The following is a 19,393-nucleotide window of genomic DNA, read 5'->3' as shown; positions in this document are numbered from 1 at the left end:
ATTAGCCTTGATTTTCAGCCAATAAAAAAGTCGCCCTAGAGCGACTTTTTTAGTATCTACAATAAAAACAATCTTAATTGATCTTACCGTGACATTGCTTGTACTTCTTACCAGAACCACAAGGACAAGGCTCATTACGACCTACTTTACGCTCTTCACGCTCGTAAGTACCTTGTTGAGCTTCAGGCTCTTCTGATGACTCATCAGTGATTTGGCTTTCTGCACTTTGATGCTGGAACTGTTGACGACGTGCTAGCATTTCTGCCATTTGACGACGCTCTTCTTCCATGCGATCAACTTCTTCCTGCTGCTGTACACGTACCTTACTTAAGATAGAAACAACATCACTCTTCAAGTTATCTAGCATTTCTTCAAACAATTCAAACGATTCACGCTTGTATTCCTGCTTAGGGTTCTTCTGTGCATAACCACGTAAGTGAATACCTTGACGCAAGTGATCCATTGCCGCTAAGTGTTCTTTCCATAGCGTATCAAGGTTCTGTAGCATCACTGTTTTCTCGAAGTTACGTAGCACTTCAGCACCAACAACTGATTCTTTCTCACGGTAAACTTCAAGCGCTTTTTCTACAATGCGCTCACGAAGTGCTTCTTCGTAAAGTTTATCTTCGGTATCAAGCCAGTGTTGAATTGGTAACTCAAGATCGTAATCATCTTTCAGGCGAGTTTCTAGCCCTTTGATATCCCACATTTCTTCAAGCGATTGTGGTGGAATATAGCTATCCATTAATGCATTTAGCACGTCTTCACGGTTGTGCTCAATCATTTCGCTGATATCTTCAGCATGCATTAATTCATCACGTAATTCGTAAACCACTTTACGCTGATCGTTAGCAACATCATCAAATTCAAGCAACTGCTTACGAATATCGAAGTTACGACCTTCAACTTTACGTTGCGCGTTCTCGATAGCCTTTGATACCCAAGGGTGCTCAATCGCTTCGCCTTGCTCCATACCTAACTTCTTCATCATGCCTGAAACACGATCTGAAGCGAAGATACGCATTAAGCCATCTTCCATAGATAAGTAGAAACGAGAAGAACCTGCATCCCCCTGACGACCCGCACGACCACGTAGCTGGTTATCGATACGACGAGATTCGTGACGCTCAGTACCAATGATGTGCAAGCCACCTGACGCTAAGACTGCATCATGTTTTTCTTGCCATTTGGTTTTGATCTTCGCGATTTGATCATCAGTTGGATTATCGAGTTTTTCAACATCAGTCTTCCACGAACCACCCAGCATGATATCGGTACCACGACCGGCCATGTTAGTTGCAATAGTTACCGCACCCGGCGCACCCGCTTCTGCGATAATATCCGCTTCTTTTTCGTGGAATTTTGCGTTTAGTACGTTATGTTTAATGCCTTCTTTCTTAAGCGCATTAGACAGTAACTCTGATTTTTCAATCGATACCGTACCCACCAAACAAGGCTGACCGTTTTGTACACGCTCTTTGATATCTTGGCTAATTGCAGCAAACTTTTCAGTTTCTGTCATGTAAACCAAGTCACCGTTATCGATACGCGCCATTGGACGGTTAGTAGGAAGTACAACCGTATCTAGACCGTAGATAGACTGGAATTCAAACGCTTCAGTATCAGCCGTACCTGTCATACCAGAAAGCTTATCGTATAAACGGAAGTAGTTCTGGAAAGTAATCGATGCTAACGTTTGGTTCTCGTTTTGGATCTTCACGCCTTCTTTCGCTTCAACGGCTTGGTGAAGACCTTCTGACCAGCGACGACCCGGCATGGTACGACCAGTGTGTTCATCAACGATGATCACTTCGTCATCTTGAACGATGTAATCAACGTCTTTTTCAAATAACACGTGTGCACGTAAACCCGCGTTTACGTGGTGCAACAAGCTAATGTTTGCTGGAGAGTACAAGGTATCGTGCTCTGCCATTAAGCCATTTTTAATCAATAGCTCTTCAACAAACTCCTGACCATTTTCAGTTAAATAAGCTTGCTTCGATTTTTCATCGACTGTGTAGTGACCTTCACCACGGTACTCTTCACTATCTTCTTTATCTTGACGAACTAGTAAAGGAATTAATTCATTGATCTTAATGTACATTTCAGAGCTGTCTTCAGCAGGACCTGAAATGATAAGCGGAGTACGTGCTTCATCGATTAAGATGGAGTCAACTTCATCGACTACTGCGAAGAAACGTTCGCGTTGAACACGATCTTCTGGACGGAATGCCATATTATCGCGCAAGTAGTCAAAGCCAAATTCGTTATTTGTTCCATAAAGGACATCTGCGGCATACGCTTCTTTTTTTGCCGGTGGTGACATATTAGGAACATTTACACCTACAGTCATGCCGAGGAATTCAAATAACTCACGGTTAGTTTCGGCATCACGTGCTGCTAGGTAATCGTTCACGGTTACGATATGAACGCCTTTACCTGTTAAAGCATTTAAGTATGAAGGAAGAGTTGCTGTCAGAGTTTTACCTTCACCGGTACGCATTTCTGCAATTTTACAATCATTCAATACCATACCGCCAAGCAGCTGGACATCGAAGTGGCGCATACCGTAAATACGCTTGGATGCTTCACGAACGGTCGCGAAGGCTTCTGGTAGTAGTTGATCTAGCGTTTCACCTTGCTCTAAACGCTCACGAAATTCAGCTGTTTTTGCTTTCAGCTCATGATCTTGTAGGCTTTCAAATTGAGGCTCTAGCTTATTGATTTGATCAACAATTTTGCGCATACGACGCAGAGTGCGGTCGTTACGGCTACCGATAACTTTAGTCAGTAGTTTTGATAACATGGCGATGCCGTTTTCTCTTTGTTATATCAGCGTATCTATTGCTGAATCGCTTAATCTGGTTTCATTCTCTGGGGGACCGTAAGCAATCCCTGTCCCACTAGAATCGCCACAATGGTGACTAAGAGGATAATCCTGAAACTGTGTCATACTAATATTGCGTCATGAAAACCACTTTTCAAGGGGGCTTCATCAATAACCATCACCAAATAAAACGAGATGGCAATTTAACGCTTAAATACAACGCTGGCAGTAACAACACTTGCAGGTACATCTTTCAAGATATATTAACCTATATGAGTGATATAATAAGTCATATTAGTGTCATCGCCTATGAGAAAAGCAGGCTTAACACTTTTTATATTCGCAAAATTAGGATCATATCCGCAATTTTTCAACTTTGAGCAACATCATTACTTAGGATCACAGACGATGAGAGATCACCGTCCCCAAACTACCGGGGATCTTTTAGAGCAAACTGGGCTTAATAATATTCAACAACGAGCTATCGCATTAAGCCAGTTAAATACCGCGGTAAAGCAGCATATCAATTGTGCTGAACATTGCCGTGTGAGTAATTATCGTCAAGGTATTTTAATTGTAGAAACTGAATCTGCAGCTTGGTCGATGCGTCTTAATTACGAACGCCACACTTTGATGATGAAGTTACGAGAAACGCTATTGCCTAAGTTGCAAGATATTGAAATAAAAGTGAACCCTTCTCTTGCTGCAGTACAGAAGCAGCAACAAGAAAAAATACCCGATATTATACAAAAGCCCATCACAGAAGTTGCTGCTCAGCACCTCTTAGCAACGGCCGCAACCGCGCCAGAAAAAGTAAAAAAACGCTTAGAACGCCTTGCTTTATTAGCACAAAAACAAAAACGTTAGTGTAAATAAAACCAGATACAAAAACGCCGAGCAACTGCTCGGCGTTTTTTAATTCTTTTCGCATTTGGTATTAAGCAAGAACCATTCCTGGTTGAGCAAAAGTAACCGGTACCTGCTGCTCATCTTCAAAAGTGGACCATTCATAGGCTTCTTGATCAGCAAGTACTGCACGTAATAACTGGTTGTTTAATGCATGTCCTGATTTATAAGCACGCATTTCACCAATAATGTTATGACCACACATGTAGAGATCACCAATGGCATCCAATACTTTATGAGTCACTAACTCATTGTCAAAACGCAAACCATCATCATTAAGAATACGATAATCATCCAGTACAATAGCGTTATCGAAACTACCACCTAAACATAAGTTTTGTGATTGTAAGTATTCGATATCACGCATGAAACCAAAGGTTCGAGCGCGACTGATATTTTTAACAAAAGACTTACTTGAAAAATCTAACACTAGACGCTGCTGATCTGATTCAATCGCAGGGTGGTTAAACTCGATAGCAAAATCCAGACGGAAACCGTTATAAGGAACGAGCTCCGCCCATTTGTCGCCATCTTCAATGCGAACAGGTTTTTTGATACGTAAAAAACGCTTAGGCGCATTCAACGTTTCAATGCCTGCAGATTGAAGCAGGTAGATAAATGGGCTCGCGCTACCATCCATAATAGGAATTTCAGGTGCGTTAACTTCGATAATCACGTTATCGATACCCATACCTGCTAGTGCTGCATTCAAGTGCTCAACCGTTGAAATACGCACGCCCTCTTCATTTACAAGAGCTGTACATAACATGGTATCACGCACAGAATCTGCATTTGCAGGAAAATCCACAGGAGGATTTAAATCTGTACGACGATAAATCACGCCTGTATTAGCGGCTGCAGGACGCAGAATAAGCGTCACTTTACGTCCAGAGTGGAGACCCACACCAGTCGTTTGCACAATGCTTTTAAGTGTACGTTGTCTGATCATCTGCTCATATCTCAACTGTTAAACAAACTTTTGTCACAAGCAACAAGGCTAAATAACACCCATTATCAGGCACAATTACGCGAAATGGGCATAAATAATACCATAAGCTACTAAATATCCAAAATAATTTGACATAGGCTAAGTGAGTGCCTTTAAACTAATCGTTAAAGGCACTAATAAGTTACTGATTATGTTGCGATAAAACCAAATATTTCAATACCGATATATTTAGTCTCATTGAGTTTTTATATACTCAATCAGCATCACCTATTAACTATAGATATTAGTCAGCTTGTTTACGCAAAAATGCAGGAATATCTAAGTAATCATGATCAGCTTGTGGCTTAGCTGCCGTCGCTTGACCATCATTATTAGTTACTGTCTTTTCTTCAGCAACAACTGTTTTTTCTTGTGCTACTGTCGCTTGAACAGGCTTAGATGAAGTCACTAGCGTAATATCCGCTTTCACTTCTTTACCAATACCTGTAGCAACAACTGTTACACGTAGTTCATCAGTCATATCTGGATCTAAAGATGTACCGATAACAACCGTTGCGTTATCAGAAGCGAATGCTTTCACTGTGTTACCCACAGTTTCGAATTCGTCTAGACGCATGTCCATACCTGCAGTGATGTTAACAAGAACACCACGTGCACCAGCTAGATCGATATCTTCTAGTAATGGACTAGAAATTGCCATTTCAGCCGCTTCTTCAGCACGGTCGTCGCCAGAAGCAACACCGCTACCCATCATCGCATGACCCATTTCAGACATTACTGTACGTACGTCAGCAAAGTCGACGTTGATCATACCAGGGCGTGTGATTAGCTCAGCAATACCTTGAACAGCGTTCTTAAGCACGTCGTTTGCTTTAGCAAAAGCGTCAAGCAATGTGATTCCACGACCAAGTACTTTTAGTAGCTTTTCGTTTGGAATCGTAATCAATGAATCAACATGCTTAGAAAGCTCATCGATACCTTGCTCAGCAAAAGCCATACGCTTCTTACCTTCGAAGCTAAATGGTTTAGTCACCACCGCAACAGTAAGAATACCTAGCTCTTTTGCCACTTCAGCAATGATTGGAGCAGCACCTGTACCAGTACCACCACCCATACCAGCAGCAATGAAGATCATATCAGAGCCTTCTAGCTCTTTTTTGATTGCTTCACGGTCTTCTAGTGCAGAATCACGACCTACTTGTGGGTTAGCACCCGCACCCAAACCTTTAGTGATATCACCACCGATTTGAATAACTGTACTTACGCTTGTTTTACGTAGTGCTTGTGCATCAGTGTTAACACTAATGAACTGCACGCCTTCGATAGATTCACGTACCATGTGATCGACAGCATTACCGCCGCCGCCGCCAACGCCAATGACCTTAATTACCGCTTCATCAGACATTTCCATCATCGGTTCAAACATGTGTTCTCTCCGTTATCCTGTTCGCATCAGGTTTAAAATTCTTTTTTTAACCAACCACTAATTCGTGAAAATAAACCAGTAACTGAACGTTTCGGTTCTAATTCATTTTCATCAAATGATTGACTGTCCTTTCCGTAATGCAGTAAGCCTACTGCAGTTGCATAAGTTGGGGCCTGAACATAGTCAGTTAAACCACTTAACTCTAAAGGTTGGCCAATACGCACTTGGTGACGGAACACCCGTTCTGCACATTCTGTCAAACCTTCCATTTGTGCAGCGCCCCCGGTTAGGACGATGCCCGCAGCTAAGTGGTGTTTAACACCCGCTTCACGCAACTGTTCTTGTACTGTTAACAGCTTTTGATTAACCAGCCCCAGCAATTCGCTGTAACGAGGCTCTATCACTTCTGCTAGTGTTTGGCTTTGTAAGCTACGAGATGGTCGACCTCCAACACTTGGGACATCAACCTTAGCATCTTTACTCACCAATTCACTCAGCGCACAGCCGTATTTCACTTTAATATCTTCAGCGTCACCCGGCGGTGTACCAAATGCATAAGCAATATCACTGGTTACTACATTACCCGCATACGGAATTACTGCCGCATGTCGTAATGCACCACCAGACCAAATAGCAAGATCCATCGTACCGCCGCCGATATCGACAACACATACGCCGAGCTCTCGCTCATCCGGTGTCAGTACAGCATAGCTTGATGCTAATCCTGAAAAAATCAGATGATCAACTTTCAAGTCACAACGCTCTACTGCTTTAACGATGTTTTTCGCCATGTCATTGTGACACGTGATCAAATGAACACTGGCTTCCATACGAACTCCTGATAAACCAACAGGGTTTTTAATCCCCTCTTGATAATCAATAGCAAACTCCTGAGGAATTACATGTAAAGTTCGTTGTTCATCGCTTAATTTTACTGACTTCGCCGTATGAATAACATTATCGACGTCGTCTTGTGTCACTTCTTTTTCAGAAATTGGCACCATGCCTTTTTCTGTTTGGCAACTAATATGTTTACCTGATAACGACAAGTACACGGAACTGATTTGGCATTCAGCCATTAATTCAGCTTTATCAACGGCTCGTTGTACTGATTTAACAACAGATTCAAGGTCATTGACCCCGCCTTTGTCCATTCCGCGTGACGGACTGCTTCCCATTCCGATAACATTCACCGTGTTATCGGGCAGCACTTCCCCAACCAAAGCCGTAACTTCGGATGTGCCGATATCAAGACCTACGATAAGTTTTTGATCTGCAGCCTTAGTCATTAACACACGCTCTTATTTGGTATCCGATACATGAGCATCATGTTCCGGTATTGTTTTCCAACCCACAGCTGCGCCAGTATCATAACGCAAATCCACATATTTTATCGGTTTATTCAGTTTTACTAATTCTGGATAAATTTCGATAAAACGCTTAAGACGCTCCATTCGAGCCTCTCGGCCCAAGTCAAGCGTAATGCCATTGGCTAATAAGATTCGCCAAGCTCGACGTTCATTTAATGATAACGACGCGATACTTAAGCCAGCGTTCTTCAGTAAGGGACGCATTTCTCGCAATGCAGCTAATACTTCTTCACTGCTAGCCTCAGGGCCAGAGAGGTTAGTAAGGTTTAAATCTGCAACTTGCTCAGCAGGCGCTTTAAATACTTGGCCCTCTTTATTAACCAAATATTTATGATCCCATTGCGCTACTGGTTGGTTTTCTACAATGAAAACTTTGATCGTATCAGGCCATTGTTTTCGTACTGCAGCATGAGCAACCCACGGCAGTGCCTCTACATGAGCCTGAATAGTATTAACATCTTGGGTCATGAAAGTACCAAGATGATCAATTGTTAATATCGTCTGGCGTACATTGTCTTTGGTTAGATAATGCAATTGTCCTTGAATCACTAATTGTGACAAGGGCAGTCGGTTAGTATCTGTCATCCAGCTTTTTGTTGCACTGAATAACCAAACCGTAAAACCAATGACAAAGAGGAAAAACGCCAATCCACCCCAGCGCGACCACTTTTTTGGCGATGGGTGTATATACTCTTGGTCTACGACTTCTTCAGTCATTGTTTACTCTTCGCTTTACTCATTCAGCTTCACCTTACCATATAGGTATAAATTAGCTGACAGCTATCTCAGATGTTATAAGCAAAGTTAAACGATTATACCGAGCAACTCGACCCACTCCAACACTCATGAGGCGTTTTATGTACACAACCTGAGAATAATTTTGTATATATCTACCAAAATATCGAAAAAAACAAAATAACTGGCTATTGTCTACACAATCTATAGCCAGCTATTATCATTTTCGACGTATACATGTTGCCATATACTAATTTATACGTCTTTTTTCATCGTCTCGATATTCAACTTCATTTCTGCTAGCTGACGCGCTATTTTGCCGACATCACCTGCACCTTGTGTCAAAACTAAATCATCATTTTGAATAATATTTGCAAGAATGGCTGGCAACTCTTCGGCTTCAGGTACGAAAATAGGATCAATTTTGCCACGAGAGCGAATAGTACGACATAACGCTCGACCATCAGCTCCAGCAATAGGTGCTTCACCAGCAGAATAAACATCAAGCATCACTAATACATCCACTTGATCGAGGACGTTTGCAAAATCATCATAGAGATCACGAGTACGACTATAACGGTGAGGCTGGAAAATCATCACTAAGCGTTTATCCGCCCACCCAGCACGTGCAGCTTGAATCGTTACATCCACTTCGCTTGGGTGATGACCATAATCATCCACCAGCATTACGTTACCATTGCCCGTTTCAAACTCCCCTAAATGATCAAAACGTCGACCCGTCCCCTCAAACTCAATTAACGCGCGCATGATAGCATCATCATCAACGCCTTCTTCTGTAGCAACAGCAATCGCTGCCGTTGCATTTAAAGCATTATGCTTACCGGGTATATTTAAGGTGATATTAAGCGCTGGTTTATCTTTGCGTAATACAGTGAAATGACCTTGCTGTCCTGTTTGCGTATAATTTGTAATGCGAACACCTGCGTCTTCTGCAAAACCATAAGTTAGCATTGGACGACCCACACGCGGCAGTAATTCACGTACCACAGGATCATCAATACACATTACCGCCAACCCGTAAAATGGTAGGTTATGTAGGAAATCAATGAAGGTTTGCTTTAATACTTCAAAATCGCCGCCATAAGTATCCATATGATCAGCTTCAATGTTAGTGACCACACACACCATAGGTTGAAGATGCAAGAAAGAGGCATCACTTTCATCTGCTTCTGCGATTAAATAACGACTGCAACCTAAACGTGCATTAGTACCTGCACTTTTTACTAAGCCACCATTAACAAACGTTGGATCTAAGCCAGCTTCAGAATAAATCTGTGTCGTTAATGCTGTCGTTGTTGTCTTACCGTGCGTACCAGCAATAGCGATACCATGACGATAGCGCATTAGTTCTGCTAACATTTCAGCACGGCGTACAACAGGAATTCGCAATTCAGTCGCCGCCATCAGCTCAGGGTTTTCTTTGCTAATTGCCGTAGAAGCAACAACAACGCTAGCACCTTGAATATTTTCAGCTGAATGACCAAAAAAGATCTCTGCACCTTTCGCTGTCAAACGGTTTGTTACAGCATTCGGCGCAATGTCAGAACCACTAATACGGTAGCCTTCGTTTACAAGTACTTCAGCAATACCGCTCATACCTGCACCACCAATGCCAACAAAGTGAATTCGCTCAACACGGCGCATCTCTGGCACCATTGTACGAATTTTTGCTAATTGCTGGTTATCCAGTTTATTCATCACTTTGTTCCCGTATTAATTTTTTACTAGTGATTTAATCACGTTAGCTACTCGTTCATCGGCATCGATAATAGCAGCTTCTCGTGCAGCACACGCCATTGTTTCAAGCGTATGACGATCTAATTGTTGAATTTCATTCGCTAAACTTGACGCCGTCAAATCCATTTGCTCAATCATTTTTGCAGCGCCACATTGCACCAAATGATCGGCATTGAGTGCTTGTTGACGATCTTTGTGCATAAATGGAATAAAGATGGCACCAACACCGGCAGCAGACAATTCAGAAACTGTTAGCGCCCCAGAGCGACAAACCACTAAATCAGCCCAACTATAAGCGGCAGCAACATCATCAATAAACTCAGTAACTTTGTGAGGTGTGGTGGTTTGTTCGTTATAAGCTTGTTCTGTTGATTGCTGGCTACCTTTACCTGCTTGGTGCCAAATGGTAACGCTATCGCCTAACACCTTTGCCACTTCAGGCATGGTTTGGTTCAAAATACGTGCACCCTGACTGCCGCCCATCACCAAAATACGAATCGGCCCTGTACGCTCTGAAAATCGTTCTGCAGGAGCTGGTAGAACTGTCACATCATGGCGAACAGGATTGCCCACAACGTCTTTATTTGGAAATGCTCCTGGAAATGCTTGTAGTACTTTAGCGGCAATTTTTGACAGCCACTGATTCGTTAAACCTGCTACGGCATTTTGCTCATGCAATACAACAGGAACACCTGATAACCAAGCCGCAACACCGCCAGGACCGCTAACATAACCTCCCATGCCAAGTACAACATCAGGCTGCCATGCTTTAATATATTTACGGGCTTGTAAAATAGCCCCCACAATCTTAAATGGTGCAGTCAGTAAACGCAGTACACCTTGACCACGTAACCCTTTCACTTTGATGAAATCGATTTCAATGCCATGCTTAGGCACTAAATCGGCTTCCATACGATCTGCGGTACCTAACCAGCGGATCTCCCACCCCTGTTGTTGCAATTTTTGTGCAACAGCAAGACCAGGAAAAACATGACCGCCAGTACCACCCGCCATTACTAATAAACGTTTATTCTTTGCCATGAGCGTCTTTTTTATCATTATTTAATTGAGTAGGCTCACTAAGTAAAGCCTCAGGATCGATAGCAACTTGCTGCACCGCTCCGTCCATATTATCAAGCGCTTCATCATCAATTTCAGCCGGCTCTGCTGACTCAAATTTCTCCGCGACGCGCTGCTCAAAATCAATACGAATCAGAATGGCAACCGCAGCTGCCATAATAAATAAACTGGAACCACCGTAACTGATAAGTGGTAGCGTTAGACCTTTAGTTGGAACAATACCTGCAGCAGCACCAACGTTAACAAGGGTTTGGAATGCAAACCAAAAGCCAAAGCCAAATGCCAGAAATCCACCAAACAGCAAACCACTTTCAAGACATTTACGACCAATCATTAAGGCCTTGTAAACCAGCGCAAACAGTAAACACAGTACAACAATAACGCCAGCTAAGCCTAACTCTTCAGCTAATACCGCAAATACAAAGTCTGTGTGCGCTTCAGGAAGATAAGCCAACTTTTGAATTGAATTACCTAAGCCTTGTCCAAACCATTCACCACGACCAAATGCCATTAATGACTGAGTGAGCTGATAACCACTACCGTAAGGATCTTGCCATGGGTTAAGAAATGACGTTACGCGGCGCATACGATAGGGTTCTAAAACGATCAGAAAGGCAATACCCACAAGAGCGGTACCTAGCATCATCAAAAATTGCCAAAGTTTTGCACCAGCGATAAATAGCATACCGATAGTGGTAACGAACATTACTACCGATGAACCTAAATCGGGCTGCATCAGCAATAGCACACAAAGAATCCCCAAGACGGCAAGCGGTTTTAAGAAGCCAATGAAGCTACCGCGCACTTGGTTATATTGTCTGACGAGGTAACCTGCAAGAAATATGAATAAAGAGAGCTTGGCAACCTCGGCAGGCTGAAGGTTAAATATGCCTAATGGGATCCAACGTGCAGCACCATTAACTGAACGACCAATGATTAACACAACTGCAAGTAAAATTATGGATACCAACAACATCGGGAAACTATATTGCTTCCATTTAGCTAATGGTATTTGCAATACAATGGCAGCAATAAAAATTGCACCACAAAGAAAAAACGCATGACGATAGGCAAAATAAAATGGAATACCTGTAAGGCGTGTCGCAACAGGAATAGAAGCCGATGTCACCATCACCAGGCCTGTGATCATCAATGCAATAGCGATCCAAACCAATTGGCGGTCATACAAACAGGGCTTACTAGGCTTAATAAACCAGCCCCCCACAGCGGCAAATCCATTACGGATCATTTTTAACATCAAATATTTCCTGAAACCGAATCTTGTAACTGAATCGCTTGTTCAACAAAAGCATCACCACGTGCCATGAAGTTGGCAAATTGATCCCAACTAGCACAAGCAGGCGATAATAAAACCATATCTCCAGATTGAACGGTGCGGCTAATACAGACCATAGCTTCACTCATGGTTTCAACACTGATGGCGTTATCAACAACATCGTTAAATAAGTGTCGATCACGACCAAAGCTATACAACTGTACGTTTAAGTCAGCTAAAACCGGTTTTAGTTCACTGAACTCGGCTCCTTTACTATCGCCGCCCATCAATAGATGCAATTTGCCCTCAAGTTGCAAACCATTCAGCGCAGCTAACGTGCTTGCAAGATTCGTGGCTTTTGAATCATTAACCCATCGAACACCATGACGATTAACCGCAAGTTGGCAACGATGCGCAAGGCCGGTATAACGTTGCATTGCACGACATGCTGCATCACGCGGGATCCCTGCCGCATCAGCAAGTGCAAGTGCTGCTAAACAGTTGGCAACATTGTGGCGGCCAACTAAAGCAATATCAGCCACAGCCATTACAGCTTCACCGTTCACCGCTAGCCACTCTTTGCCATTCACGAAGACAATGCCATAGTCTTGATCATCAAAACCAAAGCTTGTCATTGCACCACTAAATTGAGTCGGTTTGGTTGCTAAATCATCACGATTGAAAACAGTCAGCTTTGCGTGATCAAAAATACGCATCTTTGCTTGGCTATATTGTGCTAAACCGCCAGGGTAGCGATCCATGTGATCTTCTGAAAGATTTAAGTAAACAGCGGCTGTTAACTCAAGAGAAGTCGTCGTTTCTAACTGGAAGCTCGAAAGCTCTAATACATAAAGTGCATGTTGTTGCGCCAGCATATCAAGGGCTGCAAAGCCAATATTACCGCCAACACCGACATCAATACCGGCTTCTTTCGCCATTTCACCGACTAAGCTCGTTACGGTACTCTTACCATTTGAGCCAGTAATTGCCACAACAGGTTTATCAACTTCACGCGCAAACAGCTCAATGTCACCAACAATTTCAACACCGGCTTCAGCTGCAACGACAAGCTCTGGCGTTGCTAGTGCAATACCAGGGCTTGTAACGATCAAATCCGCAGACAATAACCATTCACTATTCCATTGACCGCTACATAGCTCAACAGAATCTGGCAATTGATCTTGGCCGGGCGGATTGTCACGAGTATCAATGACTTTAATGGTCAGTGACTGTGGTAGACGCATTAAATGATTGACAACAGATAACCCTGTCATACCTAGACCGATAACAACGATCGTATTCACACCAGCCAAGCCTTTCATTTTTAACGAACCTTAAGCGTTGCTAACGCAATCAATACCAACATCAGTGTAATAATCCAAAAGCGCACAATAACACGTGGCTCTGGCCAGCCTTTTAATTCGTAATGGTGATGGATAGGCGCCATACGGAAGATACGTTGGCCACGTAGTTTGTATGATCCTACTTGTAGAATTACCGATACGGTTTCCATTACAAACACACCACCCATGATCACAAGTAGTAGCTCTTGGCGAACAAGCACAGCAATCGTACCCAGTGCGCCACCCAGTGCTAATGAGCCCACATCGCCCATAAAGACTTGGGCTGGGTAAGTGTTAAACCATAAGAAACCAAGACCGGCACCAACGATAGCAGTACATACAATCACTAGCTCGCCAGCATCTTTGATATACGGAATATGAAGATATTCGGCGTAGTTAAAGTTACCTGTTGCCCATGCAATAAAAGCCAGGCCTGCCGATACCATGACGGTCGGCATGATCGCCAAGCCATCAAGACCATCAGTTAAGTTAACGGCGTTACTGGTACCGACAATCACAAAGTAAGTCATAACGATGTAGAACAAACCAAGCTGTGGCATGACATCTTTAAAGAAAGGCACCACAAGCTGAGTCGCAGCCGTGTCTTTACCGTATGCATATAGTGCAAATGCGACAACAAGTGCAATCGCCGATTGCCAGAAGTACTTCCAGCGCGCAATCAAACCGTCCGTGTTTTTACGAACAACTTTACGGTAATCATCAACAAAACCGACTGCACCATAACCCAACATGACAACCAATACAGCCCAGACATAAGGGTTAGTTAAGTCACACCAAAGCAATACAGTAAACGTTATTGCTGCTAGAATCATGATGCCGCCCATCGTTGGAGTACCACGCTTGCTAAAGTGTGATTCAGGCCCTTCATTACGTACGACTTGACCAATTTGCAACATTTGCAAACGGGCAATCATCCGAGGCCCCATCCATAACGAAAACAGCAATGCTGTTAGAATACTCATGATCGCTCGGAATGTTAGGTATTCGAACAATCGGAAAAAAGGGAGTGTTGACTGAAATTGTTCAGCTAACCAGTAAATCATTATTTATCTTCCTGCAAGGCTGCAATTACGTCTTCCATCTTTGAACTTCTTGCACCTTTTACTAGCACAGTGACAGTCTCAACATCAGGTTGACGAGAATATTGTTGTAATTGTTGTTTCAGTGACATGATTAGCGAATCTTTATCACTGAAGTGTTGTCCTTGATTGAGCTCACTAACCACAGCGCTTGAGTGACCAAACGTCATCACACAATCAAGCTGTTTTTCTAGAGCATATTCGCCCACTTCTCGGTGTAGATTATCACTTTCTTCACCCAGTTCAGCCATATCGCCAAAAATGAAGTAGCGCTTACCTTCAAAGCTTGCTAACACATCAATCGCAGCTTTTACCGCAGCAACACTGGCGTTATAGGTATCATCAATCAGACGTAACCCTGCATGAGGCTCTGTAATATCAAGACGACCTTTTACATTCGCCATGGTTTCTAGCCCAGCTTTAACATCAGCTAATGTCGCCCCTAAGGAGACGGTTAACGCCGCAGCAGCTAATGCATTTGACACATTATGCATGCCCGCAAGTGCTAAATTAATCTCGATCTTGCCGATTGGGGTGCACATTGTAAAACAGGCTAACCCTTGAGTGGTAATCTTTATCTTCTCGGCAAAATAATCCGCTTGATGCGAGTCTGTCGAGAATGTTAATACTTGATGATCTGCTAATAGTGGCTGCCATAACGCTAAATCATTCGATTCGAGATTAATAATCGCAGTACCGTTTTCTAACAACCCTTCGAAGATTTCACCTTTGGCTTTTGCTACACCTTGTAACGAGCCGAAGCCTTCTAAATGCGCAGCTGCAATATTATTAATCAACGCTACATTAGGCTTAACTAAATTTGTGGTATACGAGATTTCATTTTGATGATTAGCACCAAGCTCAATCACTGCATATTGATATTCAGGCGTTAAACGCAATAACGTCAGTGGCGCACCAATGTCATTATTAAAATTACCAGCGGTTGCTAAGACTTGACCTTTATTAGCCAAAATCGCAGCAGACATTTCTTTTACCGTTGTTTTACCGCAACTTCCAGTTAATGCTAATGTCTTTAAGCCATACTTTTCAGTCATTTGTGCTTTAAGCCATGCACCCATCATTCCTAAAGCAATGCGTGTATCACTAACCACTAACTGTGGTAATTCAACCGGTAAGGGCTTACTTACCAACAGCGCTTTTGCACCATTATCCTTCGCTGTTTGACAAAAATCATGAGCATCAAAACGCTCACCTTTTAACGCGATAAATAACGTTTCTGATGGGATATTACGTGTATCTGTCGATACTGCAGCAATTGCAACATCAGCGCCAATTAACTCGGCATTTAATGCCGATGCAAGCTGACTTAGTTGAACGTCAATCATGCCAACTCCTTTAATAATGCAGCTACCGTTTCGCGGTCAGAATAATGAATAGTGCGATCAGCGAGAATTTGATAATCCTCATGCCCTTTACCTGCCACTAAGATAATATCTTGGCAAGAAGCGTGAGTAAGTGCATGACGACAAGCCGTTTCACGATCATGAATAATAGTCGCGGATTCTGGAGAAATAAGACCAGCAAGCATATCGTCAACAATATCTTTAGGATCTTCACTGCGAGGATTATCGTCAGTCAGAATAATTTGATCTGCAAGGCGCTCGGCAACTTCAGCCATCATAGGGCGTTTACCGCTATCACGATCACCACCACAACCAAAAATACACCATAACTTACCGTCACAATGCACACGTAGTGCTTGCAATGCTTTCTCTAACGCATCCGGCGTATGAGCATAATCGACCACCATCATAGCTTTGTCAGTGTCTTGAAAAACTTCCATGCGTCCAATTACTGCTTGTAATTGGGGGGCTTTTTCAAGTAAATCCGCCATTGAATGGTTTGTCGCGAGTAATGTGGCTAATGCTAACAACAAGTTGGTGGCATTAAATGAACCAACCAAAGGCGCAGTAAACTTACCTTGTCCCCAACTCGAGTCAAACTCAATGGTCACACCTTGGGTGCTGAACTGCACTCCTGTTGCCCACAGCTTTAGCCCTGCATGGTTGACAACCGCTTGTGGATCAATCGCTACCGCCACCGCATTCGGTATATCTTTAAGCCATGACGCCCCGACAGCATCATCTGCATTGATGATCGCAATGCCACTTTGGTGTTCAGTGAACAATGACTTTTTAGCGTCAGCATAATTTTGCATGTTGCCATGATAATCTAAGTGATCACGACTTAAATTGGTAAAGATGCTCGCTTTGAAATGAAGATCACGGATACGACCTTGAACCAATCCATGCGATGAAACCTCCATCGCAGCAAAGTCGGCCCCTTGCTCTACCAGTTGAGCTAAGGTTTGTTGAATTTCAATCGCGCTACCTGTGGTATTAGCAGCAGGTTTTAAATCAACCAACAAACCATTTCCGGTCGTCCCCATCACACCCGCTTTGTAGCCAACAAGGTTCGCCCATTGGGCTAATAATTGACTGATGGTGGTTTTACCATTGGTTCCCGTGACGGCATACAGTGCCAGCTTTTGATCGGGATGATCAAAGAAACGTCCAGCAATTGCGGAAAGCTTATGATTAAGATCCTGAAGGTAAACAATATACACGCCATCTTTAAGTGCTATATCGCCTTCATTAGCGATCCCATCAGCCTCTGCAATAATCGCGCTTGCACCCGCCTTTATCGCCATATCAATAAATCGACGACCGTCAACAGTATGTCCATTCACCGCTGTAAATAAACTTCCTGCGGTGACTTCTCTACTGTCTAATGTTATCGCGTCAATCTGGCTTTCTGTAAGTTCAAGAGGCAACTTATCAATTGCAAGCCATGGTGATAACAGCGCCCCTAATTTCATCACACTCTTCGACGATGCCATTATTTAGACTCCCTTATCCAGATCAACTTTATGTAACGTATCGGCATCTGGCGGCACATTTAAAATCTGTAAAGCGCTGCCTAATACTTTAGATAGAATTGGCGCAGCAACAGCACCGCCATAGAAAACTTTACCTTTCGGCTCATTAACCATAACGACGATCGCTAAACGTGGTTTACTGATCGGTGCAACACCGACAGTATAGGAGAAATAATCATCACCATAACCACCAGCAATCGCTTTTTTCGCGGTACCCGTCTTCACACCAACACGGTAACCAGGAACTGCTGCACGCCAACCACCGCCACCACCTTTTTTATCGGTGACTGACTCAATCATTAACAAGACTTTTTTAACAATCGCTGGATCGAGCACTTGCTCACCCGGTACGACTCTTTCAGTCTTTAGTATTGATAGTGGTCGCTTAATGCCATACGCACCCAACGTTGTGTAAGCATGCAGCAACTGAATCGGTGTTAACGATAAACCATAACCGTACGCTAACGTCGCACGTTCAATATCAGACCAACGGTAACGGTTAGGGAAGTGGCCTGTTGTTTCACCAATCAAGTTAATACCAGATGGCTCATCAAAACCGACTTTACGATACGTATCAAGGATGTAGTCAACAGGCATTGCGAGTGACAACTTGGTCACCCCGATGTTACTCGATTTTTGTAGAATGCGCTGTACCGTCGCTAACGGTTCAACACGTGAAACATCGGTTATAACCTTACTACCAACACGGAAATGCTTACTTTGAGGGATCGCAATTAAGGTATGTTCATTCGCAATACCGTGTTTCATCGCGGTATACACGACAAATGGCTTAACCGTAGAGCCCGGTTCAAAAGTATCGGTAATGACGCGGTTACGCATCTTATAGGGTTGACGATCATTGCGATTATTTGGGTTAAACGACGGCGCATTAACCATCGCCAAAATTTCCCCCGTACGCACATCAGATATAGCGATGCTAACTGACGTTGCAGGAATATCCATCACGCCTTCTTTTGCCGCTCGATACGCGACAGCCTGAATTCTCTGATCAATACTGAGCTGTAATGGCTTACCCGGTTGACGCTTTTGTTGAGATATATTTTCAACCACGCGGCCGTAACGGTCTTTACGTACGGTACGTCGACCCGGCTCACCCGTTAACCAACCATCATAGGTTTTCTCCACACCATCAAGACCATGGCCATCAATACCGGTAAAACCTAATAAGTGTGCACTAACTTCACCTGAAGGGTAAAAACGACGAGATTCATCTTTTAAGCCAATACCGGGAAGTTTTAATTTATGGACGTAATTTGCCATTGCAGGACTAACTTGACGAGCAAGATAAATAAAGCGGCGATTTTTCTTTGTTTCTAATTCATGTAATAGCCAAGTGCGATCGAGATCCAGTACATCAGCTAATGCATGCCATCGCTCTACATCACTTAAGCCACCATGCTTAAATATTTCTGCAGGGTTTGCGAATACAGCTTGAACAGGCACACTAACAGCCAGCTGTTCACCGTTACGATCAGAGATAATACCGCGCGCAGAAGGCATCAACTTAGTACGTAAAGAACGCGCATCACCTTCTTGAATAAGGCGACCCGGTTCCAGTACCTGAATATAAGCGGCACGAGCAATTAAGCCGAAAAATCCTAACAGGATAAAAATACAAACAACAGTAAAGCGCCATTTAATAAATGGTTTCGCTTTCTTGGTTACGCTATTTTTCGACGTCGAACGATTGAATAATTTCATGT

General features: G+C 43.2%; 14 protein-coding genes. 1 reads left to right on the top strand and 13 read right to left on the bottom strand.

What is annotated here, in order from left to right:
* Window positions 1–73: 73 nt before the first annotated feature.
* Window positions 74–2,806 carry a preprotein translocase subunit SecA gene (gene secA, locus C9J38_RS07565; protein ID WP_107206557.1) on the bottom strand — a complete coding sequence of 911 codons (2,733 nt, stop codon included), beginning with the start codon at window positions 2,804–2,806 and terminating at the stop codon, window positions 74–76.
* Between the two features lie 429 nt (window positions 2,807–3,235).
* Here secA and C9J38_RS07560 point away from each other — a divergent pair, with 429 nt between their 5' ends.
* A complete protein-coding gene (locus C9J38_RS07560; RefSeq protein WP_199188055.1) occupies window positions 3,236–3,694 on the top strand; it encodes a DUF721 domain-containing protein in 459 nt (152 codons plus the stop codon).
* 70 nt (window positions 3,695–3,764) lie between these two features.
* Here the strand turns inward: C9J38_RS07560 and lpxC are convergent, their stop codons facing one another.
* From lpxC to C9J38_RS07500, 12 genes are all read right to left on the bottom strand, one after another.
* Window positions 3,765–4,682, bottom strand: a complete 918-nt coding sequence (gene lpxC, locus C9J38_RS07555) for a UDP-3-O-acyl-N-acetylglucosamine deacetylase (protein ID WP_005371241.1) — start codon at window positions 4,680–4,682, stop codon at window positions 3,765–3,767.
* A 283-nt stretch (window positions 4,683–4,965) separates the two neighbouring features.
* Window positions 4,966–6,108 carry a cell division protein FtsZ gene (gene ftsZ / locus C9J38_RS07550; protein WP_005371240.1) on the bottom strand — a complete coding sequence of 381 codons (1,143 nt, stop codon included), beginning with the start codon at window positions 6,106–6,108 and terminating at the stop codon, window positions 4,966–4,968.
* Between the two features lie 32 nt (window positions 6,109–6,140).
* Window positions 6,141–7,397, bottom strand: coding sequence for a cell division protein FtsA (gene ftsA, locus C9J38_RS07545; protein ID WP_005371239.1), 1,257 nt, complete (start codon window positions 7,395–7,397; stop codon window positions 6,141–6,143).
* A gap of 12 nt (window positions 7,398–7,409) precedes the next feature.
* Window positions 7,410–8,195, bottom strand: coding sequence for a cell division protein FtsQ/DivIB (locus C9J38_RS07540; RefSeq protein WP_107206555.1), 786 nt, complete (start codon window positions 8,193–8,195; stop codon window positions 7,410–7,412).
* A gap of 273 nt (window positions 8,196–8,468) precedes the next feature.
* On the bottom strand, window positions 8,469–9,932 hold the full coding sequence (gene murC, locus C9J38_RS07535; RefSeq protein ID WP_107206554.1) for a UDP-N-acetylmuramate--L-alanine ligase: 1,464 nt from the start codon (window positions 9,930–9,932) through the stop codon (window positions 8,469–8,471).
* 15 nt (window positions 9,933–9,947) lie between these two features.
* Window positions 9,948–11,012: an undecaprenyldiphospho-muramoylpentapeptide beta-N-acetylglucosaminyltransferase gene (murG, locus tag C9J38_RS07530; protein WP_107206553.1), complete on the bottom strand. Its 1,065-nt coding sequence runs from the start codon at window positions 11,010–11,012 to the stop codon at window positions 9,948–9,950.
* Window positions 10,999–12,309 (bottom strand): cell division protein FtsW, encoded by a 1,311-nt coding sequence (gene ftsW, locus C9J38_RS07525; RefSeq protein ID WP_107206552.1) that lies wholly within the window; start codon window positions 12,307–12,309, stop codon window positions 10,999–11,001. The genes murG and ftsW overlap by 14 nt, the downstream gene beginning before the upstream one ends.
* On the bottom strand, window positions 12,309–13,649 hold the full coding sequence (gene murD, locus C9J38_RS07520) for a UDP-N-acetylmuramoyl-L-alanine--D-glutamate ligase (RefSeq protein WP_107206551.1): 1,341 nt from the start codon (window positions 13,647–13,649) through the stop codon (window positions 12,309–12,311). Before murD ends, ftsW begins: the two co-directional genes overlap by 1 nt.
* A gap of 2 nt (window positions 13,650–13,651) precedes the next feature.
* Window positions 13,652–14,734, bottom strand: a complete 1,083-nt coding sequence (mraY, locus tag C9J38_RS07515; RefSeq protein ID WP_107206550.1) for a phospho-N-acetylmuramoyl-pentapeptide-transferase — start codon at window positions 14,732–14,734, stop codon at window positions 13,652–13,654.
* Window positions 14,734–16,116 (bottom strand): UDP-N-acetylmuramoyl-tripeptide--D-alanyl-D-alanine ligase, encoded by a 1,383-nt coding sequence (gene murF / locus C9J38_RS07510; RefSeq protein WP_107206549.1) that lies wholly within the window; start codon window positions 16,114–16,116, stop codon window positions 14,734–14,736. The genes mraY and murF overlap by 1 nt, the downstream gene beginning before the upstream one ends.
* Complete coding sequence (murE, locus tag C9J38_RS07505; protein WP_107206548.1) at window positions 16,113–17,630, bottom strand: UDP-N-acetylmuramoyl-L-alanyl-D-glutamate--2,6-diaminopimelate ligase; 1,518 nt, start codon at window positions 17,628–17,630, stop codon at window positions 16,113–16,115. Before murE ends, murF begins: the two co-directional genes overlap by 4 nt.
* A gap of 3 nt (window positions 17,631–17,633) precedes the next feature.
* Window positions 17,634–19,391: a penicillin-binding transpeptidase domain-containing protein gene (locus C9J38_RS07500; protein WP_107206547.1), complete on the bottom strand. Its 1,758-nt coding sequence runs from the start codon at window positions 19,389–19,391 to the stop codon at window positions 17,634–17,636.
* Window positions 19,392–19,393 lie beyond the last annotated feature (2 nt).

The sequence above is a fragment of the Photobacterium sp. GB-210 genome, assembly GCF_003026075.1.
GTDB lineage: Bacteria > Pseudomonadota > Gammaproteobacteria > Enterobacterales > Vibrionaceae > Photobacterium.
This window is presented reverse-complemented; position numbering and strand designations above follow the sequence as displayed.